The following is a 20,119-nucleotide window of genomic DNA, read 5'->3' on the forward strand; positions in this document are numbered from 1 at the left end:
ACAGGGCCGCAACGGCCGGAAAGTGTCGGCGCCTGTTTCGCATGTCTTAAAGGAAAACGCTTTCATGACCTCAATTCTTGGCCACAACTACATCGGCGGCCAGCGCAGTGCCGCTGGCACCGTCATCGTTTACAGCGTCGACGCCAGCACCGGTGAAAACCTGCCCCACGACTTCTATCAGGCCACGGTCGAAGAGGTCGACGCTGCGGCGAAAGCGGCCGCTTCCGCGTACCCGGCCTACCGGTCGTTGAGCGCAGAAAAACGCGCTCAGTTCCTCGACGCCATCGCAGACGAACTGGACGCATTGGGCGACGACTTCATCGCCACCGTTTGCCGCGAGACGGCGCTCCCGACGGCGCGCATCCAAGGCGAGCGCGGCCGTGTGACCGGTCAAATGCGCCTGTTCGCCAAGGTCCTGCGTCGCGGTGATTTCTACGGCGCACGCATCGATTTGCCATTGCCGGATCGCAAGCCGGCGCCACGACCGGATCTGCGCCAATACCGCATCGGCCTTGGCCCGGTGGCTGTGTTCGGTGCGAGCAATTTCCCGCTGGCGTTCTCCACCGCTGGCGGTGATACCGCGTCGGCCCTGGCGGCCGGTTGCCCGGTGGTGTTCAAGGCACACAGCGGTCACATGGCGACGGCCGAGTGGGTCGCCGACGCGCTGCTGCGGGCCGCCGACAAGACCGGCATGCCCAAGGGCGTGTTCAACATGATCTATGGCGGCGGTGTCGGCGAGTGGCTGGTCAAGCACCCGGCGATTCAGGCGGTAGGTTTTACCGGCTCGCTCAAGGGCGGTCGCGCGTTGTGTGACATGGCCGCTGCGCGCCCACAGCCGATTCCGGTGTTCGCGGAAATGTCGAGCATCAATCCGGTCATCATCCTGCCTCAGGCATTGGCGCTGCGCAGCGAACGCATTGCAGCTGAACTCGCCGGTTCCATCGTTCAAGGGTGCGGTCAGTTCTGCACCAACCCTGGCCTGATCATCGGCCTCAGCTCGCCGACCTTCAGCGAGTTCCAGAAGCGTCTTGCGGCACAGATAAACGACCAGCCGCCACAGACCATGCTTAACGCCGGGACCCTGAGCAGTTACACCCGTGGCCTCAAGGCACTGCACGCTCATGTCGGCATCCAGCATCTGGCGGGCGAAGAACAGAAGGGTGATCAGGCCCATCCGCAGCTGTTCAAAGCCGATGTCAGTCTGTTGCTGGAGGGGGACGAACTGCTGCAGGAAGAAGTGTTCGGACCGACCTCGATCGTGGTCGAAGTCGCCGATCAGGCGCAGCTCACCGAGGCCTTGCTCGGGCTGCATGGTCAGCTCACCGCGACGCTGCTGGTCGACGGTGATGACATGCAACACTTCAGCGAATTGACCGGCCTGCTGGAACAGAAGGTCGGGCGCATCCTGATCAATGGCTACCCGACAGGTGTTGAAGTGGTGGACTCGATGGTTCACGGCGGGCCGTATCCCGCGACCTCCGACGCACGCGGCACGTCGGTCGGTACGCTGGCGATCGATCGTTATCTGCGTCCGGTGTGCTTCCAGAATTACCCTGACAGCGCCTTGCCCGACGCCCTGAAAAACGCCAATCCGCTAGGGATTCAGCGGCTCGTGGATGGGGTGAATACCACTGCCGCAGTAGGTTGATACGACAAACCCTGTGATCGTTCCCACGCTCCGCGTGGGAACGCCGTTCATGACGCTCTGCGCCCTGGTGACGCCGAGCGTCACGAGCTGCATGCCCACGCAGAGCGTGGGGACGATCAAGTCAAAGCTCACTCCTTCAAGAGAATTGCAACGCAGGATCAACGCAACACACCCGACACCCACATAAAAACAAACGAGGTGCGCCCCATGACCGCCAACGCCATACCGCTGGAACAGCTCGACACCGACGCGCTTGAAGACAGCATCTACCGCAAGGTGAGCTGGCGCATCGTACCGTTGTTCATTTGCTGTTTTCTGTTCGCTTACCTGGATCGGGTCAACATCAGTTTCGCCAAGCTGCAAATGGCCAGCGACCTGGGCTTCAGCGAGACCGTTTACGGCCTCGGCGCCAGTCTGTTCTTCGTCGGCTACTTTCTTTTTGAAGTCCCCAGCAACGTGCTGCTGCACAAGATCGGCGCGAGAATCTGGATCGCCCGGATCATGGTGTCGTGGGGCATCGCCTCGGCCTGCATGATGTTCGTGCAGACCGAATTCTGGTTTTACACCCTGCGTTTTCTGATTGGCGTGATGGAAGCCGGCTTCGTCCCGGGCGTGCTGTATTTCTTCACCCAGTGGTACCCGAGCACGCGACGGGCTCGGGTCAATTCATACTTCAAGAGCTCCATTTGCCTGTGCGGCATCGTGGGCGGTCCGATTGCCGGCCTCATCCTCGGCCACTTCGACGGCGTCATGGGCCTGGCCGGCTGGCGTTGGCTGTTCCTGCTAGAAGGCATTCCGTCGGTGCTGCTGGGCGGCGTGGTGTTCTGGCTGGTCAAGGACCGCATCGAAGACGCGCCCTGGCTCAGCGCTGAGGAAAAACAAGTGGTGCTGTCGCGCATGGCCAAAGAGGCCAAACCCGCCACACCGCAAAAGGTGAAGGACATCTGGAAACACCCGACCACCTACGTCATGTCGGCGATCTACCTCTGCCTGGTGATGGCGCTGACGGGTCTGCTGTTCTGGATGCCGCAACTGATCAAAAGCGCGGGCGTGACTGACACCATGAACATCGGCTGGCTGACCGTGATTCCCTATATCGGCGCGGTGATCGGCAATCTGCTGATCGGTGCCAGTTCCGACCGTCATCGCGAACGTCGCTGGCACATGGCGGGCTGCGCATCTCTGACGGCAGCCGGCTATCTGGTGTGCGCGCTGTTCCCCGGCCAGTTGCTGCCCTTGATGATCGGCATGACCATGATCATGACCGGCATCATTGCCTGGATGCCGATCTTCTGGACCATCCCGCCACGCTTCCTGACCGGCATCGCCGCGGCAGCCGGGATCGCGCTGATCAACTCGCTGGGTCAGTTGGGCGGGATCATTGCGCCGTTCATGGTCGGTCGCATCAAGGACCTCACGGGTACCGCAACGCCTGCACTGTTCGCCCTGTTTGCCGTGAGTGTGCTGGCGATTGCACTGATCGTGTGGGGTATTCCGAAGCGTTATTACGCGAAGGAAGCGCTGCAGGATCGATGAGGGGAATTAGCCTGAATCCGGCATCGCGGGTTTGGACTAAACGCTGAACCCTGTGGGAGCGAGCTTGCTCGCGAATGCCTCTGTGAAGCCTTTGCATCCCCGTCGGCTGTCACAGCGCTTTCGCGAGCAAGCTCGCTCCCACAGGGCATTTGCGCCATGCATGAACGTGCGCACACGCCGCGATGGCAGCTTTTGTCCTATCATTCGCGCTTTCACCTATGCGAACGACTGCCATGACTGACACCCCCGAAACCCTGCGCACCGCCCTGCAAACGGCACTGACGTCTCACAGCATGCTGGAGATCGACGGCCTCCACGCCTTCGAGTTCACCCTGGACGAAATGCTGCAAATCGAGAGCATGGACGGCCGCGAACGCAAGGTCTGGCGATTCTCGCTGGCGCAAATCGATTCCGCCGAGTTCGACGCCAAACTGCAGAGTTGGGTTATCAACGACGGCAATGCCGATCACCGCATCGTCGTGCTGAACGCCTTCGCCGCGAGTGATGACGATGAGGAAGACGAGCAGGGTTGATGCTCGATCGCGGACACACCCGATGAACTGCGGGAGTGAGCTATGCCCGGGCGGCATTCCGACGAATAGGCCAGTCTTTCCGCAGCATCTGTGGAGACTGTCGCCCAGCCTTCGCGAGCAAGCTCGCTCCCACATGACGACAAAGGGTGAGTCCGAACTCACGGCTCAGGCAACTCCTGCGCTGAAACCGCTGTCATAGACCTGATTCTCGCGTTTACCGCGCCAACAATTTCAAAAAGAGAATGCCCCGATGACTCCAAGACTCCTGCCGTGGCTGGTGCTTGCCAGCAGCCTCACCGCTCTTTCCGTTCAGGCCAAATCCATGACCGACTACGACGTCCTGGTAGGTGCCTACACCGCTGGCGCCAGCGAAGGCATCTACCGTTATGGCTTCAACACCCAGACCGGCCAGCTCGAAGCGAAGCCCCGTCAGGTAATCAAAAGCGAAAACCCGTCCTGGCTGACGCTCTCCAAAGACCAGCGTCATCTGTTTGCGGTCAACGAGAACGGCCCGGGCCAGACTGACGTGGTCGGTAAGGTCAGCAGTTTTTCCATCGATCCCAAGACCCACGCGGTGTCGTTCATCAACCAGATCGAGAGCAAGGGTGAAGAGCCGACGCATTCCAACCTGAGCCTGGATGGGCGCTTCCTGTTCGTCGCCAACTACGCCGTGCATCCCGATCCGGGCGGTTCACTGGCGGTCGTGCCGGTCGGCAAGGACGGCAAGCTGTCTGCCGTGGCGCAGACCGCGACGCACGAAGCCAGCAAGGTCAACCCGGAACGTCAGGCGTCGTCCCATGTGCATGCCGCCGTGCCGACCCCCGATGGCAAGTACCTGGTCGCGATGGATCTGGGCGCCGACAAGATGTTCGTCTTCAACTACGACGGCAAGAAACCCCAACCGCTGACGCCCGCCAAAGCGCCGTCGGTTGACCTGCCACCGGGCAGTGGCCCACGTCACCTGCTGTTCAGCAAGGACGGCAAACACGCCTGGCTGACCATGGAAATGAGCGCGCAGGTCGCAGTGTTCGATTACCACGATGGCGCGTTCAAGCGCACGGCGTTGGTGGACCTGGCCAACAAAGACGGTCAGCAATACCGCGCCGCCGGTGGCCTGCACACCTCGCCGGATGGCAAGTTCCTCTACGTTGCCAATCGGGGCGAGGTCAACGAACTGCTGGTGTTCAGCATTAACCCGAGCAACGGCCAGTTGAAGGAAATCCAGCGCCGCTCGGTGGAAGGCAAGGAGCCCCGTGAGTTCAGCTTCGACCCTAGCGGTCATTTCGTGTTGATTGCGAACCAGAAGAGCAACCAGATTGTGACGGTCCGCGTGGACCCCAAAACCGGTGTGCTGGGCGACACCGTGCAGAAAGTCGACTTCGATTCCCCCTCGGATTTCCGTTTTTTGAAGCCGTGACCGCTGGCAAGTGACAGGTTGACGCAGGCTCCAGCCCTTGAAAATCAAGGGCTGGAGCCATGTATTAATTGAAGTGATAAGGGCTAGTGCCAGAAAAGATTTTTTCTGAAAGCTCCTCGGGCGTACTTTTAATTCCACGGCCAAGACGGTCAAGACTTGAAACGAAACATCTACACCGAGGCACACACCATGAACTTCAATATCTTCTCCATCATCGCCGCGTCTGCCATCTCCGCTACTGTTGCATTGCCTGCCAGTGCCAGTGTCGAAGTCACCGACAAAAAAGTCAGCTCGACCCAGAGTTACACTCCGAAGTACCTGCAACAAAGCGCCAACTTCTATGCGGCTCTGGATCATAAGACCCAGCAATGAATAGAACTCGATGTGAATCCATTCCCCGTTAACGACATAAACGGTACCGGGGAATGGATTTGTAAGAACTAAATATTACGATCGTTATATCTGCTCCGAGTGCAAGAACGCTTTCGCGAGCAAATTCGCCTTTAACAGGTTGATGCGACCCACTGACCACTGCGTGTCAGGCCATGCATCAAATGCAGGCGAGCTTGCTCGCGAAAGCGTTGAATTCCCTCCCTTTGGTCCCCGTCTGCTGAATAAGCGACGGGGATTTTTTTATGCCCCGATTACATGCCCCTGTAGGCGTGAGCTTGCTCGCGATCAGCATACTTCCGTGAAATCATTATTAGCTGACACTCCCTGATCGCGAGCAAGCTCACGCCTACCGTCAGGTGGGCAACACTATCGGCCTGATTAACTTTCTAAATAATCAACCGAGTCGATCTTTTGAATCGCTGCACATCGTTTTTCATTAATAAGAACTCCGGGCATTCTGGGCGCCGGAAACGAAACATCCCGGAGTAACTGTCATGGCCACTGCCATTCTTCATTCACTTAAACAAGGCGCTTACACCGCCATCGCTTTGTATGTTGTCTTCATCGCAGTGGTCACCGTCACCAGCATGAATCCACAACTGACTGCACCGGTATCGGTGTCGGCTCAATCGTCCGTCGTCGAGCTGGATCGTGCTTCTGTCAGCACGCAGGAGCGTGCGTCGTGAGAGGCGTTAAATTTTGGGTGATCGTATTTTTTGCCCTGATCAACAACGGCTGCTCGTTGCTGGGTTATGGCGAAGGGTCGGTGGGCGGTGTGGCGCGCAGCATGGAATTCAAGACCGAAGTCGCCGAAGCCATCGAAATGCAGCGGGGGCAGAAGCTCAACGCAGGCAACCCGCCACCGAAACACGGCGAGTTGTTCTCTGAGATCTTCCAATGGACGGTGGTGTGACGTCACTGCGCGAACCTGTGGGAGCGAGCTTGCTGCGGACCGCGATCGGACGAATGCAGAGGGTCAGTGATCGGAGTGTCGGCTGACGCACCGCATTCGCCACCGTCGTAACCTCCGGCAGCTCCCACAGTTACGGTGCTGAGTCCCGGATTTTCTGCATCACCCGTGTGAGCAACGTCGATTTCAGAAACCGCATTCGCCACCGTCGTAACCTCCGGCAGCTCCTACAGTTACGGTGCTGAGTCCCGGATTTTCTGCATCACCCGTGTGAGCAACGTCGATTTCAGAAACCGCATTCGCCACCGTCGTAACCTCCGGCAGCTCTCACAGTTACGGTGCTGGGTCCCGGATTTTCTGCATCACACGCGCAAACAACGCCGAATCCAGGAACCGCGTGAGCCATCCCTGCAGTCTTGGATACGGTGCCTGCCAGAACCAGTCCGGGTCGACCCCGCAGAACTGCCGTACGAAAGGCGCCAGCGCAATGTCTGCCAGGGTCAGGTGATCGGTCACCAGAAAGTCGCGATCCTTCAACAAGCCTTCCAGCTTATTCAGGAACACCTCACCCCGTGCCCGGTAGTCTGCCTGGGTGAATTCCGGATACCGCACGGCGTATTTGTAGCGATCCAGATCGGTCTTGAAGCCGCTGTCGTTCTCCGCGATCAGTTCAGCGATCTGCCGTTGCGCTTCTGGATCAGAGGCCATGGACCAATCGTCCGGGTCATGCTGCGCCAGTGCCCAGCGCATGATGTCCAGGCTCTGTTCCAGCACCTGGTCATCCAGCACCAGCACCGGCACGGTGCCCTTGGGTGAGCGTTCGAGCATTTCCGGCGGCTTGGCCTTGAGGCTGACTTCAATCAGTTCAACCTGAACGCCCGAATACGCCACCGCCATGCGCGCACGCATGGCATACGGGCAACGGCGGAACGAGTAGAGCAGGGCGCTCATCCACTGACTTCCACGGTGCTCAGGCCATTGCCCTGGCGGCGCACCTGAATCTGCACCGGAATTCGCTCGTGCATTTCCTGTACGTGGGAAATCACGCCCACCTTGCGCCCTTGAGCCTGCAAGCCATCCAGCGCATCCATCGCCAGTTGCAGCGACTCGGGGTCGAGGCTGCCGAAACCTTCGTCGATGAACAGCGACTCGATTTTCAAGGTGCTGGACGCCATGGACGCCAGGCCGAGCGCGAGGGCGAGCGACACCAGGAAGGTTTCGCCCCCTGACAACGAATGCACCGAACGCAGCTCATCGCCCATTTCGGTGTCCATCACCAGCAAGCCGAGCATGCTGCCGCCGCGCTTCAGGCGATAACGCCGTACCAGTTGTTTGAGCTGCGCGTTGGCGTGATGCACCAGCAGATCAAGGTTGTACGTCTGGGCGATCTTGCGGAAGGTATCGCCCGTGGCCGAACCGATCAGGGCGTTGATTCGGCCCCAACGCTGGAACTCCGAATAAGCGGCTGCGATTCGCGCCTGCAATTCGCTGCTGGCATTGCGACGGCGGTCGTCCTCGCTCATCTGCGCGCGCAAATCGGCGCACAACTGATCGTGAGTGGTCAACTGGCCCTGTGCGTCGGTCAAGGCCGACGCCAATTGCTCGCCGTCCGCGATGTCGCTGTGTTGCGCCTGATGCTGTTGCAACTGGGCGTCGCGTTCTTGCACCAGCACTTTGGCTTGCTCCAGGGCTTTTTCGCTGAGCTGCAAGCGCTGGCGCAGTTGCCCGACGCTGTCATCGCTCATGCCCAACAAGGTGTCCAGCGCGGCGTCGTCCAGTTCACTGTGCTGACTGCGCCATGCGTTGATCTGCCCGTCGAGGTCGGTCAGCTCTTGCTCCAAACCGTGCAGGCGCTGACGCTCGCTGTCCAGCTCAGCGCTCAGCTTGATCACTTCGCTGCGCGCCTGCTGCAAGGCCTCGGCCGTGGTCGCCTGGGACTGCCGCGCTTGCTCGACGGCGTGTTCAAGGTGCTGCTGCCATTGCTCGGCGCTGGCCTGCTCGCCGAGGATTTCTTGCAAGCGCTGCTGAACGACACGCTGTTGCTGCTGGCTGGCATCGAGCTGTTTTTGCAGCTTCTGATGCTCGTGCTGGCGTCCCTGTTGAGTGATTTGCTCACGTTCGATTTTCAGCGCGCGCTCGTTGTGTTCCTGCTGTTCGTCCTTCTGCTGACCGAGCTGCTCGATGCGGCGCGCAATGTCGTTGTCCAGCTGCAGGAAGCTTTCGGTGGCCGACTCGCGCCACGACGACAGGCTCTCGGCGGGCAACAACGGTTCGAACTCCTGCAGCGCGGTTTCGAATGCCTGGTTGTCCAGGGAGATGTTGCGCTGTTGATCGTCCAGCAGTTTCATCGCCTGCTGACTGGCCTCGCGCGCGTCCTGAACCTGCTGCTGCAAGGATTCCGCATCGCGCTGCACCTTGAGCAGCCGGGTCTGGCGTTGCTCGGCGGTGAGGATTTCCTGCGCCAGCTGATGCAGGCGTTCGCTCAGCCAATCGGTACGCAGGTGTTCGGGCTGTTCCAGCAAGCGCGGGTACAGGGGATGGGTTTCGAGTTCTGGCGTGAGCTTCTGCAACTGCTCGCTGAGCTGATCCAGTTGCGGTTTGGAGACCTTCAACTGGTTGTTCAATTCACCGACTTCGGCGCGCAATTCAGCGAGCTTCTCGCTGAGCTGGCTGACCTTCAGCCGTGCCTGGGTTTCTTCGCTGTCGTCATGCCCGGACAGCGCCTCGAGCAGTGCCTCGGACTGGTGATACGGATGATCTTCGCTGCCGCACACCGGGCACGGCTGGTGATCCACCAGCTGCCCGCGCAATTGCTCGACGCTCGCACTGCGCGCCAGCCGCTGGCGTTGCAGCAGTTCGACAGTGACCTTCAACGCCTGCTCGGCCGCCTCGTGTTCGCCCTTGAGCTTCAGGCCCTGAGCGATGCCTTGCGCGCGGCGCTCGGTGGCCTGTTGTTGACTGTTCTGCACGTCCTGCAAGCGCGTCGCGATGTCTTGATGACGCTGCCACAGACGCTCGAGTGAGTCGCTGGCGGCGTGCTGCTGACGGTTTTCCTGCAACAGCCCACTGAGGCGTTCGATTTCCTGACTGACGGCGTCCGCCTTGACCTGAGCATCGTCGTACAGCGCCTGCAAGGCACTTCGGCGTTCACTCAAGGCCTGTTCGGCCCGCGTGGCCGCTTGCTCCAGTGCGGGCAGTTCTTCACGGCCCTTGTTCAGGCGCGAACTGACCAGCACGATCTGTTGCAGGCGTGGCCGATAGGCGTCCCACGACTGGCTGAGTGAACTCAGTGCTGCGCTGTTCTGTAGCTGTTCGGCGATGGATTGCAGACGGGTTTCGACCTGCCGTTGCTGCTCGCACATCTGGTTGAGCAGGGCCTGGGCGTCGTGGCTCGATTGCTCGGCGGCGCGCGCCTGCTCACTGACCTTTTGCAGGTCCTGATTCAAATGGTTGAGCTCAACCTGCTGCTCGAACGCCTCGCGCAGTGTTGGCGCGCAGGCTTGCTGGTGTTCCTGTGCCTGTTGAAGCGCGGCGAGCGCGTTGGCGAGCTCTGTTTCCAGGCCGTTCAGGCGGGCTTGAGCCTCAGTCTGTTGCTGAAGATGCGTCTGGATACCCGCTGTGAGCGGACTGAGTTGAGCCTCCAGCTTTTTGCGCTGAGCGAACAGGTGGCGCTGTGGCGCAAGGCGTTCCAGTTGGCCCAGTTGCTGGCGGTCGCCGGACTGGTTGTCCCAGGTTTGCTGCGCATCGATGCGTTGTTCATTGGCCGCCTGGTGGCTGTCGCGCAGGCGGTTCAGCTCCGTCAGCCATTGCTGTTTGAGTTCCAGTTGGCGCAGCTGAGTCTGCGCCCGTTTCAATTGCTGCTGGGCGTCAGCGAAGCGTTGCTCGAGCTCGGCGCGCTGTTCGGGCTCCAGCGGGGTCAGGTTGCCCGCCTGCGCATTCAAGGCTTTCAGCGTCTCTTCGGCTTCCTTGCTCTTGCTGAACGCGCGACGGCCAAGCTGGCTGTAGATGGCGGTGTCCGTGAGCTTTTCCAGCAGTTCGCTGCGCTCCTTGTCGTCGGCCTTGAGGAAGGCGCTGAACTCGCTTTGCGCCAGCATCACGGCGCGGGTGAACTGCTCGAAGTTAAGCCCCAGCCGGGCTTCAAGCAGGGTCTTGTATTCGGTCTTGTTCTGGCTGCTGAGAATCTGCTCGCTGTCCAGATCGGTCAGGGTCTGACGACTGGCTTGAAGCTTTTTCGTGGCGTTGTCACGGGCGCGGTTGGTTTCCCAGCGCGCACGATAACGACGCTTGTCGATGCCGACGAAATCCACCTCGGCGTAACCGCTGCCGGTACCGCGCCGCAGCAGGTTACGCGGGTCACTGGTGCTGATGTCACCGTCGATTTCCGGGACCCTGGACTGGCCGACATCGTTCAGCCGCGGGATCGCGCCGAACAGCGCCAGGCACAGCGCGTCGAGCAGTGTACTTTTGCCCGCACCGGTCGGGCCTGTGATCGCGAACAGACCCGCGCTGGCCAGAGGCTCGGCGGTGAAATCCAGTTCGAACGGGCCGGCAAGCGAGGCGAGGTTTTTCAAGCGAATGGCGAGGATCTTCATGGCTGTTCGCTCTCCAGTTGCACGTCCTGCAGCAGCGTGGCGAAGTCCTGCAACGTCTGTTCGTCGACCTCGCTGCCGTAATTGTCGAGCCAGGCGCGGCTGAACAACTCCTGCGGGCTGAGTTGATCCAGCTCGATCAGATCCTGATTGCCGTCTTCGTCGCGGGCGCCTTTGCCCGCGTATTCGGCGGCGATGCGCACCAGTCGCACGGCCTTGTTTTCCAGCGCCGCCTCGATCTGGTTGCGCAGGTCAGGCTGTGGCTCGTCCAGGCGCACGCGGACTTCGAGCCAGGGTTGGCGATCAATGTCGGCCAGCAGGTCGATGTCCGGCAGGTCCTTGAGTTGCAGCAGCAGTTCGGCCAAGGGCGCCGGACCGATCCGTTGCAGGTTGACCGCGCGGGGGATCAGCAGCGGTTTGACGCTGGCGAGCGTGTCGCCCTCGCATTCGATTTCGAGGATCTGATGCTGATAGCCGATTTCCGAGAACGACAACGGGATCGGCGAGCCGCTGTAGCGAATGCGGTCTTCGCCATTGACCCGTTGTGGCTTGTGCAGGTGGCCGAGAGCAACGTAGGTGATGCTCTCGCCGAACAAGCTGGCCGGCAGGGCTTCTGCGTTGCCGATGATCAGGCTGCGTTCGGAGTCTTCCGAGACCGAGCCGCCCGCCATGTGGGCGTGACTGATGGCAATCAGCGCCTGGCCTTTTTTGCGTTTCAGGTTGGCGGCGGCAATCAGTTTCTCGTGGACCTGACCGATGCCGCGCAGGTAGTTGTCGCCCAGCGTCGGGCCGGTGACTTCAGCCGGCCGCAGGAAAGGCAGCGCCAGGCACCAGCCCAGCACTTTGCCTTTGGCGTTGGTCAGGGGCAGCAGCAGACGATCGACGTCGAGCACCCCGTCATCCAGCCACAGCACACGGCCCAGCGCGTGGGTGCGCAGGCGTCGCATCAGGGGGGCGGGGAGTTCGATGCGCGAGCCGGAGTCGTGGTTGCCGGCGATCATCACGATGGTCAGCTGCGGGTTTTGTTCGTGGGCGCTGACGATGAAGTCGTACAGCCGCTCCTGGGATTTTACCGGCGGGTTGACGGTGTCGAAGATATCGCCGGCGATCAGCAGCACGTCGGGCTTGCGCTCGGCCAGCCGGGCCAGCAGCCAGGTCAGGAAGCTGGCGTGTTCGAAGTCCCGTTCCTGGCCATGGAGGTTTTGGCCCAGGTGCCAGTCGGAGGTGTGGAACAGACGCATGGGGGTACCTTGTGTTGAATGGGTTTCAGATGGCCGCAAGCCAACCCCACTGATCGTTCCTCACGCTGCGCGTGGGAATGCCGGGTCGGCCGCTCTGCGGCCAATGTGACGCGGAGCGTCACGGGTTGCGTTCCCACGCGGAGCATGGGAACGATCGATGCGCGATGATTACGCATCGATCCAGAGAAATTATTTCGGATAAAGCGGCGGCAGGCTGTCTGCGCCGTTCGGGTCTTGCGGTCGCTCAACTGCGGGCAATGCCTTGACGGCGCGCCACAAATCTTCGCCCAGCCACAGCTTGCCGGTCTCACTGTAAAGCGCGCCGTTCAGGCCATCCAGGGCGTCGGACAATGGCACAAAACGCGCGGCCATGTCAGCGAGGGTTTCCGGTTGCTGACGGGCCCAGGCGTCCAACGCTTGCCGGGTCGCGTGCGGGTCATTGGCCAGGCTGGCGCGCTTCAGGTCGTCAAGCACGGTGCGCGGGCTGGGACCGGCTTGTGCAACGCGGGTCAGCGCAGGCTGCCAGCGCGCCCGCCACCACAGGCCGAAGCCCAGCAGCGTGGTAAAACTCAACAGCACCGTGCTCAATTGCCACGGCCAGACCGGCGGTCCGATCACCGTCACACCGGCGTTCTCACTGACCGGCATGTCCACCGCCAGCGCCGGGTTGGTGCTGACCTGCAGCGTGCGAGCGGGCAGGGCGCTGTGCTCCAGGTGGTCCTCCTGAGTGTTCCACCACACCAGGTCCACCGCCGGGATGTCGATGGCGCCGGGCCGGTTGGGCACCAGCGCTTCACGTTCTTCACGCACGCCGACCAGACCCCGTTCGCTCGCCTGATTGCTCAGTTGCGGCTGATCCGGGTAACGACGAAGGGCGCTCACGTCGGTGGCGGGCAAGGGAGGCAGTTGTGCGCTGGACAAGCCTTCAGCCTTGATCACCAGGGTGCGGGTCAACGAATCGCCGATCTGGCTGTGGGCCGGATCCGGACTCCAGTTCTCGCTGAGGCTGATGCTGCGCGCGGGCAACCACGGCGTGTTGGCGGGGTAGTGTTCGGGTTGCGGCTTGACCTTCAGCGCCAGCGGGTCGGACGTCACGCGCATCAGCTTGCCTGGCTTGGGGCTGGTGGCCATCGCCGGCTGGCTGGTGGCAGCCGCTGGGGTGTCGGGAATGTCCTGCACCATCGTGGCGCTGAATTCCTGGGCCGGAATGGTCAGCTCGCCGCTGTGCTGCGGGTACAACGCATAACGCATTTCGATGACGCCATGACGAATGCCATTGATCTGCTTCTCGTACGTGCGCGTGTCGCCGAGTTTTTCAATGCGCGCGTCCGGAACCTGCAACGGCGTCAGGTTGCTGTCGTCGAACAGCGACACCGAGTGATAGACACGCACCGTGAGCACCGCCTGCGCCTGCACGTAAACGGTGTCTTGATCCAGGCTCGCTTCCATGAACACCGGCGCGAGTTTCTGTTCCTGCGACTGCGCAGACGGTTCGACCTCCACCACTTGCAAGGCGATGGGCTGGCTCACCAGTTCGCCCAGTTTCAGCGAGGGAATGTCGATTGAGCCGCTGTGTCGAGGCATCAATGTAATCAGCCAGCGGGTGGTCGCGTGAACGTTGCCTTCCAGCGTGGTCAGGCTGTTGAGCTGGCGGGTGTCACGCACTTCGAAGTCGGCGTCCAGCGCGCTCATGTCAGGCTTGCCGAACAGCGTGGCATCATCGGATTCAAGGGTCAGTTCGACCGTTTCGCCAGTGTTGACGCGTGTGCGGTCGACGCTGGCCTGCAACGTTGCAGCAGGGGTGTCGGCCTGTGCCGCGAGCGCGAACAGGCACAACAACCAGGCGATTACCACTGTGTGCACACGACTCATCGGGCTTTTTCCTGATGTTGCTGTTGTTCGTACCAGAATTTGCGTCGCAGCAGTTCGCCGGGTTCGTCGGGGATCTGTCGCAGCCATTGTTCGAGCGCCTGGCGCTGTTCGCCATTGAGGTGAGGGTCGGCCGGACGACTGGGCGCCCGGGTCGGTTCGTCGTCGTTCGGCATGGCGTCGGAGGTGCCGGCGCCACCGGATATTTCAGACGTGCTACGCGAATTGTTGTCATCGTCCCCGTTCTGAACCGGCGCCTGCGGATTCGTTTGTTGTTGCTCTGCGCTGTCCGAACGTGGATTGTTCGCGGCGTCATCGCCTTCCGTTTTACCTTCACTGGCGTCTTCGGCGGCCGCCTGCTTGTTCTGCTCCAGCATCTGTTCGACCAGCGCTTTGTTCGCGGCGGCGGCCGGAAAGTCCGGCTGACGTTCGAGTGCCTGTTCATAGGCATCGATGGCCGCGTCCAGTTCACCGCTCTTGGCCAGGGCATTGCCGCGATTGTAATGGTCGGCGGCGCTGTTGCCCTGGGCGAAACGCTGAGCGGCACCGGCATAGTCGCCCGCTTCGTAGAGCGCGATGCCTTGCCACTGTACGTCTTCGAAGTGCCGCGCGGCTTCGCCGGGTCGATGGCGTTGCAGCAAGTGCTGGCCCTGTTGATCGGGACGCAGGAACAGGTCTTTGAACTCGAAGGCATAGCTGTGTTGCGGAACCAGCATCAACAACGGCAGGCACAGCACCCAACCGCGTCGACCGGCACAGGCGGCCAGCAACAGCAGGGGCAGTAACAGCCAGTAACCCTGGTCGGCCCAACTGTCGAGTCGGACGGTCTGGCCCTGACTGCGCAGGTCTTTCGGGCCATCGAGTAACCCGAGTTCGCGCAGGTCGTCATCGTCCAGCCGCAACGAGGTGTAATGACCGCCGAGTTCTTCAGCGAAGTCCTTGAGGCTGTTGCCATCGAGGCGCGGCACCAGAATGCCGCCCTGCGCATCCTTGAGGAATCCGCCTTTCTCCTGCGCAACCGGCGCACCTTCGGCGGTGCCGACACCGAGCATCAGCAGCTGTGGCGCATGGCCGGTCATGACCGAGCGGATGCCTTGGCGCTCGGCGTCGTTCAGCGACGAGCCGATCCACAGAAGACGTCCCACGCCCAGATCCCCTTGTTTGAGCAGGGCGAGGGCCTTGATCACGCCCAGGTCAGCGCGCTGGCCCGCTTCGGGCATGATCGAGGGCTTGATGGCGTCCAGCAGGTTTTTGCTGGTCGACAGGTCATCGGACAGCGGCACGAGGGTGTGTGCGCTACCGGCGTAGACAATGATCGCGGTCTGCGAATCGCTGCGCGCTTGCAGCAGGTCCAGCAGTTTGCGGCGCGCCTGCTCCAGGCGGGTGGGTGGGCTGTCGGCGGCGAGCATTTCCGGGGTCAACTCCAGCAGCACCACCAGCGGGTCCACCGGCTTCTGGCTGGTCTGCTCGACCCGTTGCCAACTCGGCCCCAGCAATGCCAGCAATGCCAGCAGCCAGCCAAAACCCAAGGCGATCCACGGCAGTTTGCTCTCGCGCCCGTTGCCCCCGCTGAGCAGGGTCGAGTGAAACGCGCCGGGCAAAATCATCTGCCAGCGGCCGACACGCTTCTGCCGGTTCCAGAGCCGCCACAGCAGCCAACTGAGCAACGGCAGGAGCAACAACCACCAGGGCCGCAGCCATTGCGGCCACAGCGCGAACAGCGAGGCGATCATCGGTGCCTCCGCAAGCGCTTGAAGCGCTGCCGCCACTGCGGACCCTGATGCAGAACTGGCTGGCGGGCGAGGAAACGGTACAGCGGGTTTTGCGGCCAGCGTTCGTGAATCACCAGCAGGATGCTCAGCAGCAACGCCATTGCCAGCGGCCAGTGATAGAGGGCGTGAGCGGGACGGGCCTGAGTCGGTTGTTGGGTGACGGGCTCAAGGGTGTCGAGAGCCTTGCCGATCTTTTCCAGCTGCGCGCCGTCGCGGGCACGGAAATATTGCCCGCCCGAGATCTCGGCGATTTCGCGCAGGGCTGGCTCGTCCAGATCCAGGCTGGGGTTCAGACCGAGAATCGTGGTCGCGCCTTTGTCGGGGTCGGCGCCGATACCGATCGGATAAATCTTCACGCCTTCTCCCGCCGCGAGGCGCGCGGCGGTCGCGGGGTCGATCTGACCGGCGTTGTTGGCGCCGTCAGTCACCAGAATCAGTACGCGGCTTTGCGCGGGACGTAAACGCAGACGTTTCAGCGCCAGGCCAATGGCATCGCCGATGGCTGTGTTTTTACCGGCGATGCCGATGCGTGCTTCGTCCAGCCAGACCCGAACGGTCTTGCGGTCGAAGGTCAACGGTGCCTGAAGATAGGCCTGGCTGCCGAACAGGATCAGCCCGACGCGATCGCCCTGACGATGCTCGAGGAAGTCGCCGAGCAGCTGCTTGACCAGCGTCAGGCGGCTGACTTCGTCGTTCTGCCAGACCATGTCCGGGTAATCCATGGACCCCGACACGTCAACTGCCACCAACAGGTCGCGCCCACTGGCCGCCACCGGCAACGGGTCGCCGAGCCATTGGGGACGCGCAGCCGCCACCAGCAGCAACAGCCACAGCGTGACGAAGGGCAGTTGTCGACGCCATCCAGGCAGGTGAGCGCGGGCGCGACGACCGGCCAGGCCTTCCAGTTCATTGAGGAAAGTCACCTTGAGCGCGGCCTCACCGCTGTCGGCCACCGGCAGCACGAACCTCAGCAGCCAGGGCAGGGGCAGCAGGGCGAAGACCCACGGCCAGGCGAATTCAAACATGTTTGCGAATCCAGGTGTCGACCGACTGAGTCAGGCCGTTGATGGCCTTGTCGTCGAGCTTGCATTCAGGTTTGTAAGCGCCTTCGACCAGGATCATCCAGCGGGTAAGCCCCGCCGCCGGGCAGCGATTGTCGAGAAATGCCAGCCATTTGCGGCCATTGAGCGTGTGGCTCTGGCTGTAGGGGTAGTCGTTGCGGCACAGGCGTTTGAGCAAACCGTTGATCTGCTGCAGCCACGCGCCGGCCGGGGCACCGTCATAAGGTTTGGGCAACTGGGCGAGTTCGATCAACGCGGCCTGGCGCAGCGGATCGAGCGGCTGTTCGACCGCCTCGCCAGCGGCCTTTTTCGGCAGGAAAACCCGCGCGCGCCACAGGCCGTAGCCCAACAGCGGAATCAGTGCGAGCAGCAACCACCAGCCAGGCGCGAGTGGCCAGACGCTCACCGGCTCGGGGAGGATCATCGGTTGCAACTGATCCAGCAGGCTCATTTTGGTTTGGCCGGTTGCTGGGCATTCAGGTAGTCGCGCAGTTGCTCCACCATCTCGCGTTGTGTGCTCAGCGGAATCATCAACACGCGCAGCTTCTTGGCCAGCAACTCCCAGCGTGCCTGCCGCGCTTCACCCTGCGCACGGTAGGTCTGACGCAGGTCGGGGTTAAGGGTGTCGAGTTCCAGTTGCGCGCCTTTTTCGGCGAACCTCAACAGTCCGGCGGCGGGCAGCGCATGATCCAGCGGATCGGACAACGGCAGCAGCAACAGGTCGCAGTGCCGCGAAAGCAAGGCCAGTTGCTGTTCGGCGGAGTCGGACAGGGTTCGTTCGTCGCACAGGATGAATACCAGGCTTCCCGGCCGCAGGACTTCCCGCGCACGACGCAGGGCGACACCAAAGGTGTCCCGGTCTGCCACCGCTTCGGTGTGCAGGGACTGATTGACCCGCACCAGCCGGTTGAGCAGTTGCAGCAAGCTCTGCTTGCTGCGTCGCGGCTTGATTTCGTAGTGCTCGTTGTCGCCGAATACCAGCCCGCCGACGCGATCGTTGTGGCCCAGCGCGGCCCAGCCAATCAGGGCGGCGGCCTGCGCCGCGAGTACCGATTTGAACATCAGGCCAGAGCCGAAAAACACGCGACGGCTTTGTTCGACCATGAGGAAAATCGGCCGCTCACGCTCTTCATGAAACAGCTTGGTGTGCGGCTCTTGGGTTCGGGCGGTGACGCGCCAGTCGATAGTGCGCACGTCGTCGCCGGCCTGATAGACGCGCACCTGATCGAAGTCGACACCGCGCCCGCGCAGCTTGGAGTGGTGCAGGCCGATCAGCGGGCTGCGTCGGCTGGGCGACGAAAACAGCTGCACTTCCCGCACGCGATGGCGCATCTCGATCAGCTCGGCAAGGCTGATGCGGATGCCCGGTTGGGAAATCAGATAGGGTTGCATGGGGTCAGGCGACGGCAACGACGTCGAGAATGCGCTGGATCACGCGGTCCTGATCAATGCCCGCGGCTTCGGCTTCGAACGACAGAATGATGCGATGACGCAGCACGTCGAACACCATCGCCTGAATGTCCTCGGGGCTGACGAAGTCACGGCCGGCCAGCCAGGCGTGGGCCCTTGCGCAGCGGTCCAGAGAGATCGAGCCACGGGGGCTGGCGCCGTAACCGATCCACTCGGCCAGCTCTGCGTCGAACTTGGCGGGTGTGCGGGTGGCCATGACCAGTTGCACCAGGTATTCCTCCACCGCGTCGGCCATGTACAGGCCAAGGATCTCTTTACGTGCGGCGAAGATTGCCTGCTGGGTCACGCGCCGCTCCGGCTTGGTTTCACCGTTCAAGGCTTCGCCACGGGCCTGCTGCAGAATCTTGCGTTCGACGTTGGCATCGGGGAAACCGATTTTGACGTGCATCAGAAAGCGGTCGAGCTGAGCTTCGGGCAGCGGATACGTGCCTTCCTGCTCGATCGGGTTCTGTGTGGCCATGACCAGAAACAGCGGCGACAGATCGTAGGTGCTTCGCCCAACACTGACCTGGCGCTCGGCCATGGCTTCAAGCAGCGCCGACTGGACCTTGGCGGGCGCCCGGTTGATTTCGTCCGCCAGCACCAGGTTGTGGAAGATCGGACCCTGCTGGAAGACGAAGCTGCCGGTTTCCGGGCGATAGATCTCGGTGCCGGTGATGTCGGCGGGCAACAGGTCGGGCGTGAACTGGATGCGATGGAACTCGGCCTCGATGCCTTCGGCCAGTTCCTTGATCGCTTTGGTCTTGGCCAGGCCCGGCGCACCTTCGACCAGCATGTGGCCGTCGGCAAGCAGCGCGATCAGCAGGCGCTCCACCAGTTTCTCCTGCCCCAGAATCTGAGTGGAGAGAAAGGTTCGCAGCGCGATCAACGCTTCACGATGTTCCATCGATGACGGTTCCTGGCAGGTGCGCAGCAGCGCCAAAAGGGCGCCGAAGCTGGGGGCGTTACTTTAATCCATCCGAGGGGGTGGCGACTAACCGGCCAAGGGGTTTTTTCAGCGTTTGGTAGAGTTCGCGGGGTAAAAGTGAGAATTGTCTGACAGATTCCGGGTATTCCCACTGTTACGCGGCGTTTACGCTGTGATCTCGCTGACGTACGTCCCCACCTCCCTGAGGATGATCTTCAGCGTTTCATCCAGATCCCGCAGCTCGTTGGCCGGCGTGCTGTGGGTGATCTCGTAAACGGTGTCACCGCCGAACGGCTTGGCGTCAGTGGCATCGATTTCCACGACCAGACGGGTCGCAGAGAACGTCACTTTCAAATTCGAATCGACGTGAATGGTGTCGTCGCGGAAGGTGATGTCGACCTCGTCTTCATCCGGGAAGCGCGCCAGCAGGAACAGATCGCCGTTCGTGGCGTGGCAGCAGGCCAGCGCCATGTCATCTTCTTCCTCGTCGCAAGGGTTGTGGATGAAGCTGTCGGTGATCATCTTCATGGGCGTAGGTCCTGTGGCTCGGTTCGGGGCAGGGAGAGATTTTGCCAGCCCTGAAGATTTTTTGCCTGCTTGTCGACTTGCCCGGTTCCAATGGCTTGCGCCAACACCCGTGGGAGCGAATTCATTCGCGAAAATGTTTTAGGCGACGGAGATGTATGGGTTGTGGTGGCGTCTCGCGAATGAATTCGCTCCCACAGGTGTCCGCAACTCCCTTACATGGGCAACATTCCGTTGCAAGCCGATGT

Annotated in this window: 17 protein-coding genes; 7 read left to right on the plus strand and 10 right to left on the minus strand. The window is 61.6% G+C overall.

Features of this window, described 5'->3' with window-relative positions:
* The first annotated feature begins 64 nt into the window (after positions 1 to 64).
* From ABDX87_RS21405 to ABDX87_RS21435, 7 genes are all read left to right on the plus strand, one after another.
* Entirely contained in the window at positions 65 to 1,648 is a 1,584-nt protein-coding gene (locus tag ABDX87_RS21405) for an aldehyde dehydrogenase (NADP(+)) (RefSeq protein WP_346829664.1), read from the plus strand.
* A gap of 207 nt (positions 1,649 to 1,855) precedes the next feature.
* Positions 1,856 to 3,184: an MFS transporter gene (locus ABDX87_RS21410; protein ID WP_346829665.1), complete on the plus strand. Its 1,329-nt coding sequence runs from the start codon at positions 1,856 to 1,858 to the stop codon at positions 3,182 to 3,184.
* 233 nt (positions 3,185 to 3,417) lie between these two features.
* Positions 3,418 to 3,717 carry a DUF5629 family protein gene (locus ABDX87_RS21415; protein ID WP_346829666.1) on the plus strand — a complete coding sequence of 100 codons (300 nt, stop codon included), beginning with the start codon at positions 3,418 to 3,420 and terminating at the stop codon, positions 3,715 to 3,717.
* Positions 3,718 to 3,967: 250 nt separating this feature from the next.
* Entirely contained in the window at positions 3,968 to 5,134 is a 1,167-nt protein-coding gene (locus ABDX87_RS21420; RefSeq protein ID WP_346829667.1) for a lactonase family protein, read from the plus strand.
* A gap of 189 nt (positions 5,135 to 5,323) precedes the next feature.
* Positions 5,324 to 5,506, plus strand: coding sequence for a hypothetical protein (locus tag ABDX87_RS21425; protein ID WP_314580532.1), 183 nt, complete (start codon positions 5,324 to 5,326; stop codon positions 5,504 to 5,506).
* A 515-nt stretch (positions 5,507 to 6,021) separates the two neighbouring features.
* Positions 6,022 to 6,213, plus strand: a complete 192-nt coding sequence (locus ABDX87_RS21430; protein ID WP_346829668.1) for a hypothetical protein — start codon at positions 6,022 to 6,024, stop codon at positions 6,211 to 6,213.
* The gene (locus tag ABDX87_RS21435; protein WP_346829669.1) at positions 6,210 to 6,440 is read left to right on the plus strand and encodes a hypothetical protein; all 231 of its coding nucleotides are present in this window, start codon (positions 6,210 to 6,212) and stop codon (positions 6,438 to 6,440) included. The genes ABDX87_RS21430 and ABDX87_RS21435 overlap by 4 nt, the downstream gene beginning before the upstream one ends.
* A 330-nt stretch (positions 6,441 to 6,770) precedes the next feature.
* Here ABDX87_RS21435 and ABDX87_RS21440 read toward each other — a convergent pair whose 3' ends face one another.
* The 10 genes from ABDX87_RS21440 to ABDX87_RS21485 all read right to left on the minus strand — a co-directional run bounded on the left by ABDX87_RS21440 (position 6,771) and on the right by ABDX87_RS21485 (position 19,874).
* A complete protein-coding gene (locus tag ABDX87_RS21440) occupies positions 6,771 to 7,388 on the minus strand; it encodes a glutathione S-transferase (protein WP_346829670.1) in 618 nt (205 codons plus the stop codon).
* The gene (locus ABDX87_RS21445) at positions 7,385 to 11,029 is read right to left on the minus strand and encodes an AAA family ATPase (protein ID WP_346829671.1); all 3,645 of its coding nucleotides are present in this window, start codon (positions 11,027 to 11,029) and stop codon (positions 7,385 to 7,387) included. Before ABDX87_RS21445 ends, ABDX87_RS21440 begins: the two co-directional genes overlap by 4 nt.
* Entirely contained in the window at positions 11,026 to 12,267 is a 1,242-nt protein-coding gene (locus ABDX87_RS21450; protein WP_346829672.1) for an exonuclease SbcCD subunit D C-terminal domain-containing protein, read from the minus strand. Before ABDX87_RS21450 ends, ABDX87_RS21445 begins: the two co-directional genes overlap by 4 nt.
* 189 nt (positions 12,268 to 12,456) lie before the next feature.
* Complete coding sequence (locus tag ABDX87_RS21455) at positions 12,457 to 14,139, minus strand: BatD family protein (protein ID WP_346829673.1); 1,683 nt, start codon at positions 14,137 to 14,139, stop codon at positions 12,457 to 12,459.
* Positions 14,136 to 15,857: a vWA domain-containing protein gene (locus tag ABDX87_RS21460; RefSeq protein ID WP_346833583.1), complete on the minus strand. Its 1,722-nt coding sequence runs from the start codon at positions 15,855 to 15,857 to the stop codon at positions 14,136 to 14,138. The genes ABDX87_RS21455 and ABDX87_RS21460 overlap by 4 nt, the downstream gene beginning before the upstream one ends.
* 8 nt (positions 15,858 to 15,865) lie before the next feature.
* Positions 15,866 to 16,933 (minus strand): vWA domain-containing protein, encoded by a 1,068-nt coding sequence (locus tag ABDX87_RS21465; protein WP_346829674.1) that lies wholly within the window; start codon positions 16,931 to 16,933, stop codon positions 15,866 to 15,868.
* On the minus strand, positions 16,926 to 17,420 hold the full coding sequence (locus ABDX87_RS21470) for a DUF4381 domain-containing protein (protein WP_346829675.1): 495 nt from the start codon (positions 17,418 to 17,420) through the stop codon (positions 16,926 to 16,928). The genes ABDX87_RS21465 and ABDX87_RS21470 overlap by 8 nt, the downstream gene beginning before the upstream one ends.
* Positions 17,417 to 18,361, minus strand: coding sequence for a DUF58 domain-containing protein (locus ABDX87_RS21475; protein WP_346829676.1), 945 nt, complete (start codon positions 18,359 to 18,361; stop codon positions 17,417 to 17,419). Before ABDX87_RS21475 ends, ABDX87_RS21470 begins: the two co-directional genes overlap by 4 nt.
* Before the next feature lie 4 nt (positions 18,362 to 18,365).
* On the minus strand, positions 18,366 to 19,325 hold the full coding sequence (locus tag ABDX87_RS21480) for an AAA family ATPase (protein ID WP_074757176.1): 960 nt from the start codon (positions 19,323 to 19,325) through the stop codon (positions 18,366 to 18,368).
* Between the two features lie 186 nt (positions 19,326 to 19,511).
* Positions 19,512 to 19,874, minus strand: a complete 363-nt coding sequence (locus ABDX87_RS21485; RefSeq protein ID WP_346829677.1) for a hypothetical protein — start codon at positions 19,872 to 19,874, stop codon at positions 19,512 to 19,514.
* Positions 19,875 to 20,119: the final 245 nt, after the last annotated feature.

The organism is Pseudomonas abietaniphila (assembly GCF_039697315.1).
GTDB lineage: Bacteria > Pseudomonadota > Gammaproteobacteria > Pseudomonadales > Pseudomonadaceae > Aquipseudomonas > Aquipseudomonas abietaniphila_B.

Excerpts from the sequence above, each read along its gene's own strand:
- ABDX87_RS21405 (WP_346829664.1), top strand. The coding sequence starts at position 65 with ATGACCTCAATTCTTGGCCACAACTACATCGGCGGCCAGCGCAGTGCC.
- ABDX87_RS21410 (WP_346829665.1), top strand. The coding sequence starts at position 1,856 with ATGACCGCCAACGCCATACCGCTGGAACAGCTCGACACCGACGCGCTT.
- ABDX87_RS21415 (WP_346829666.1), top strand. The coding sequence starts at position 3,418 with ATGACTGACACCCCCGAAACCCTGCGCACCGCCCTGCAAACGGCACTG.
- ABDX87_RS21420 (WP_346829667.1), top strand. The coding sequence starts at position 3,968 with ATGACTCCAAGACTCCTGCCGTGGCTGGTGCTTGCCAGCAGCCTCACC.
- ABDX87_RS21425 (WP_314580532.1), top strand. The coding sequence starts at position 5,324 with ATGAACTTCAATATCTTCTCCATCATCGCCGCGTCTGCCATCTCCGCT.
- ABDX87_RS21430 (WP_346829668.1), top strand. The coding sequence starts at position 6,022 with ATGGCCACTGCCATTCTTCATTCACTTAAACAAGGCGCTTACACCGCC.
- ABDX87_RS21440 (WP_346829670.1), bottom strand. The coding sequence starts at position 7,388 with ATGAGCGCCCTGCTCTACTCGTTCCGCCGTTGCCCGTATGCCATGCGT.
- ABDX87_RS21445 (WP_346829671.1), bottom strand. The coding sequence starts at position 11,029 with ATGAAGATCCTCGCCATTCGCTTGAAAAACCTCGCCTCGCTTGCCGGC.
- ABDX87_RS21450 (WP_346829672.1), bottom strand. The coding sequence starts at position 12,267 with ATGCGTCTGTTCCACACCTCCGACTGGCACCTGGGCCAAAACCTCCAT.
- ABDX87_RS21455 (WP_346829673.1), bottom strand. The coding sequence starts at position 14,139 with ATGAGTCGTGTGCACACAGTGGTAATCGCCTGGTTGTTGTGCCTGTTC.
- ABDX87_RS21465 (WP_346829674.1), bottom strand. The coding sequence starts at position 16,933 with ATGTTTGAATTCGCCTGGCCGTGGGTCTTCGCCCTGCTGCCCCTGCCC.
- ABDX87_RS21470 (WP_346829675.1), bottom strand. The coding sequence starts at position 17,420 with ATGAGCCTGCTGGATCAGTTGCAACCGATGATCCTCCCCGAGCCGGTG.
- ABDX87_RS21475 (WP_346829676.1), bottom strand. The coding sequence starts at position 18,361 with ATGCAACCCTATCTGATTTCCCAACCGGGCATCCGCATCAGCCTTGCC.
- ABDX87_RS21480 (WP_074757176.1), bottom strand. The coding sequence starts at position 19,325 with ATGGAACATCGTGAAGCGTTGATCGCGCTGCGAACCTTTCTCTCCACT.
- ABDX87_RS21485 (WP_346829677.1), bottom strand. The coding sequence starts at position 19,874 with ATGAAGATGATCACCGACAGCTTCATCCACAACCCTTGCGACGAGGAA.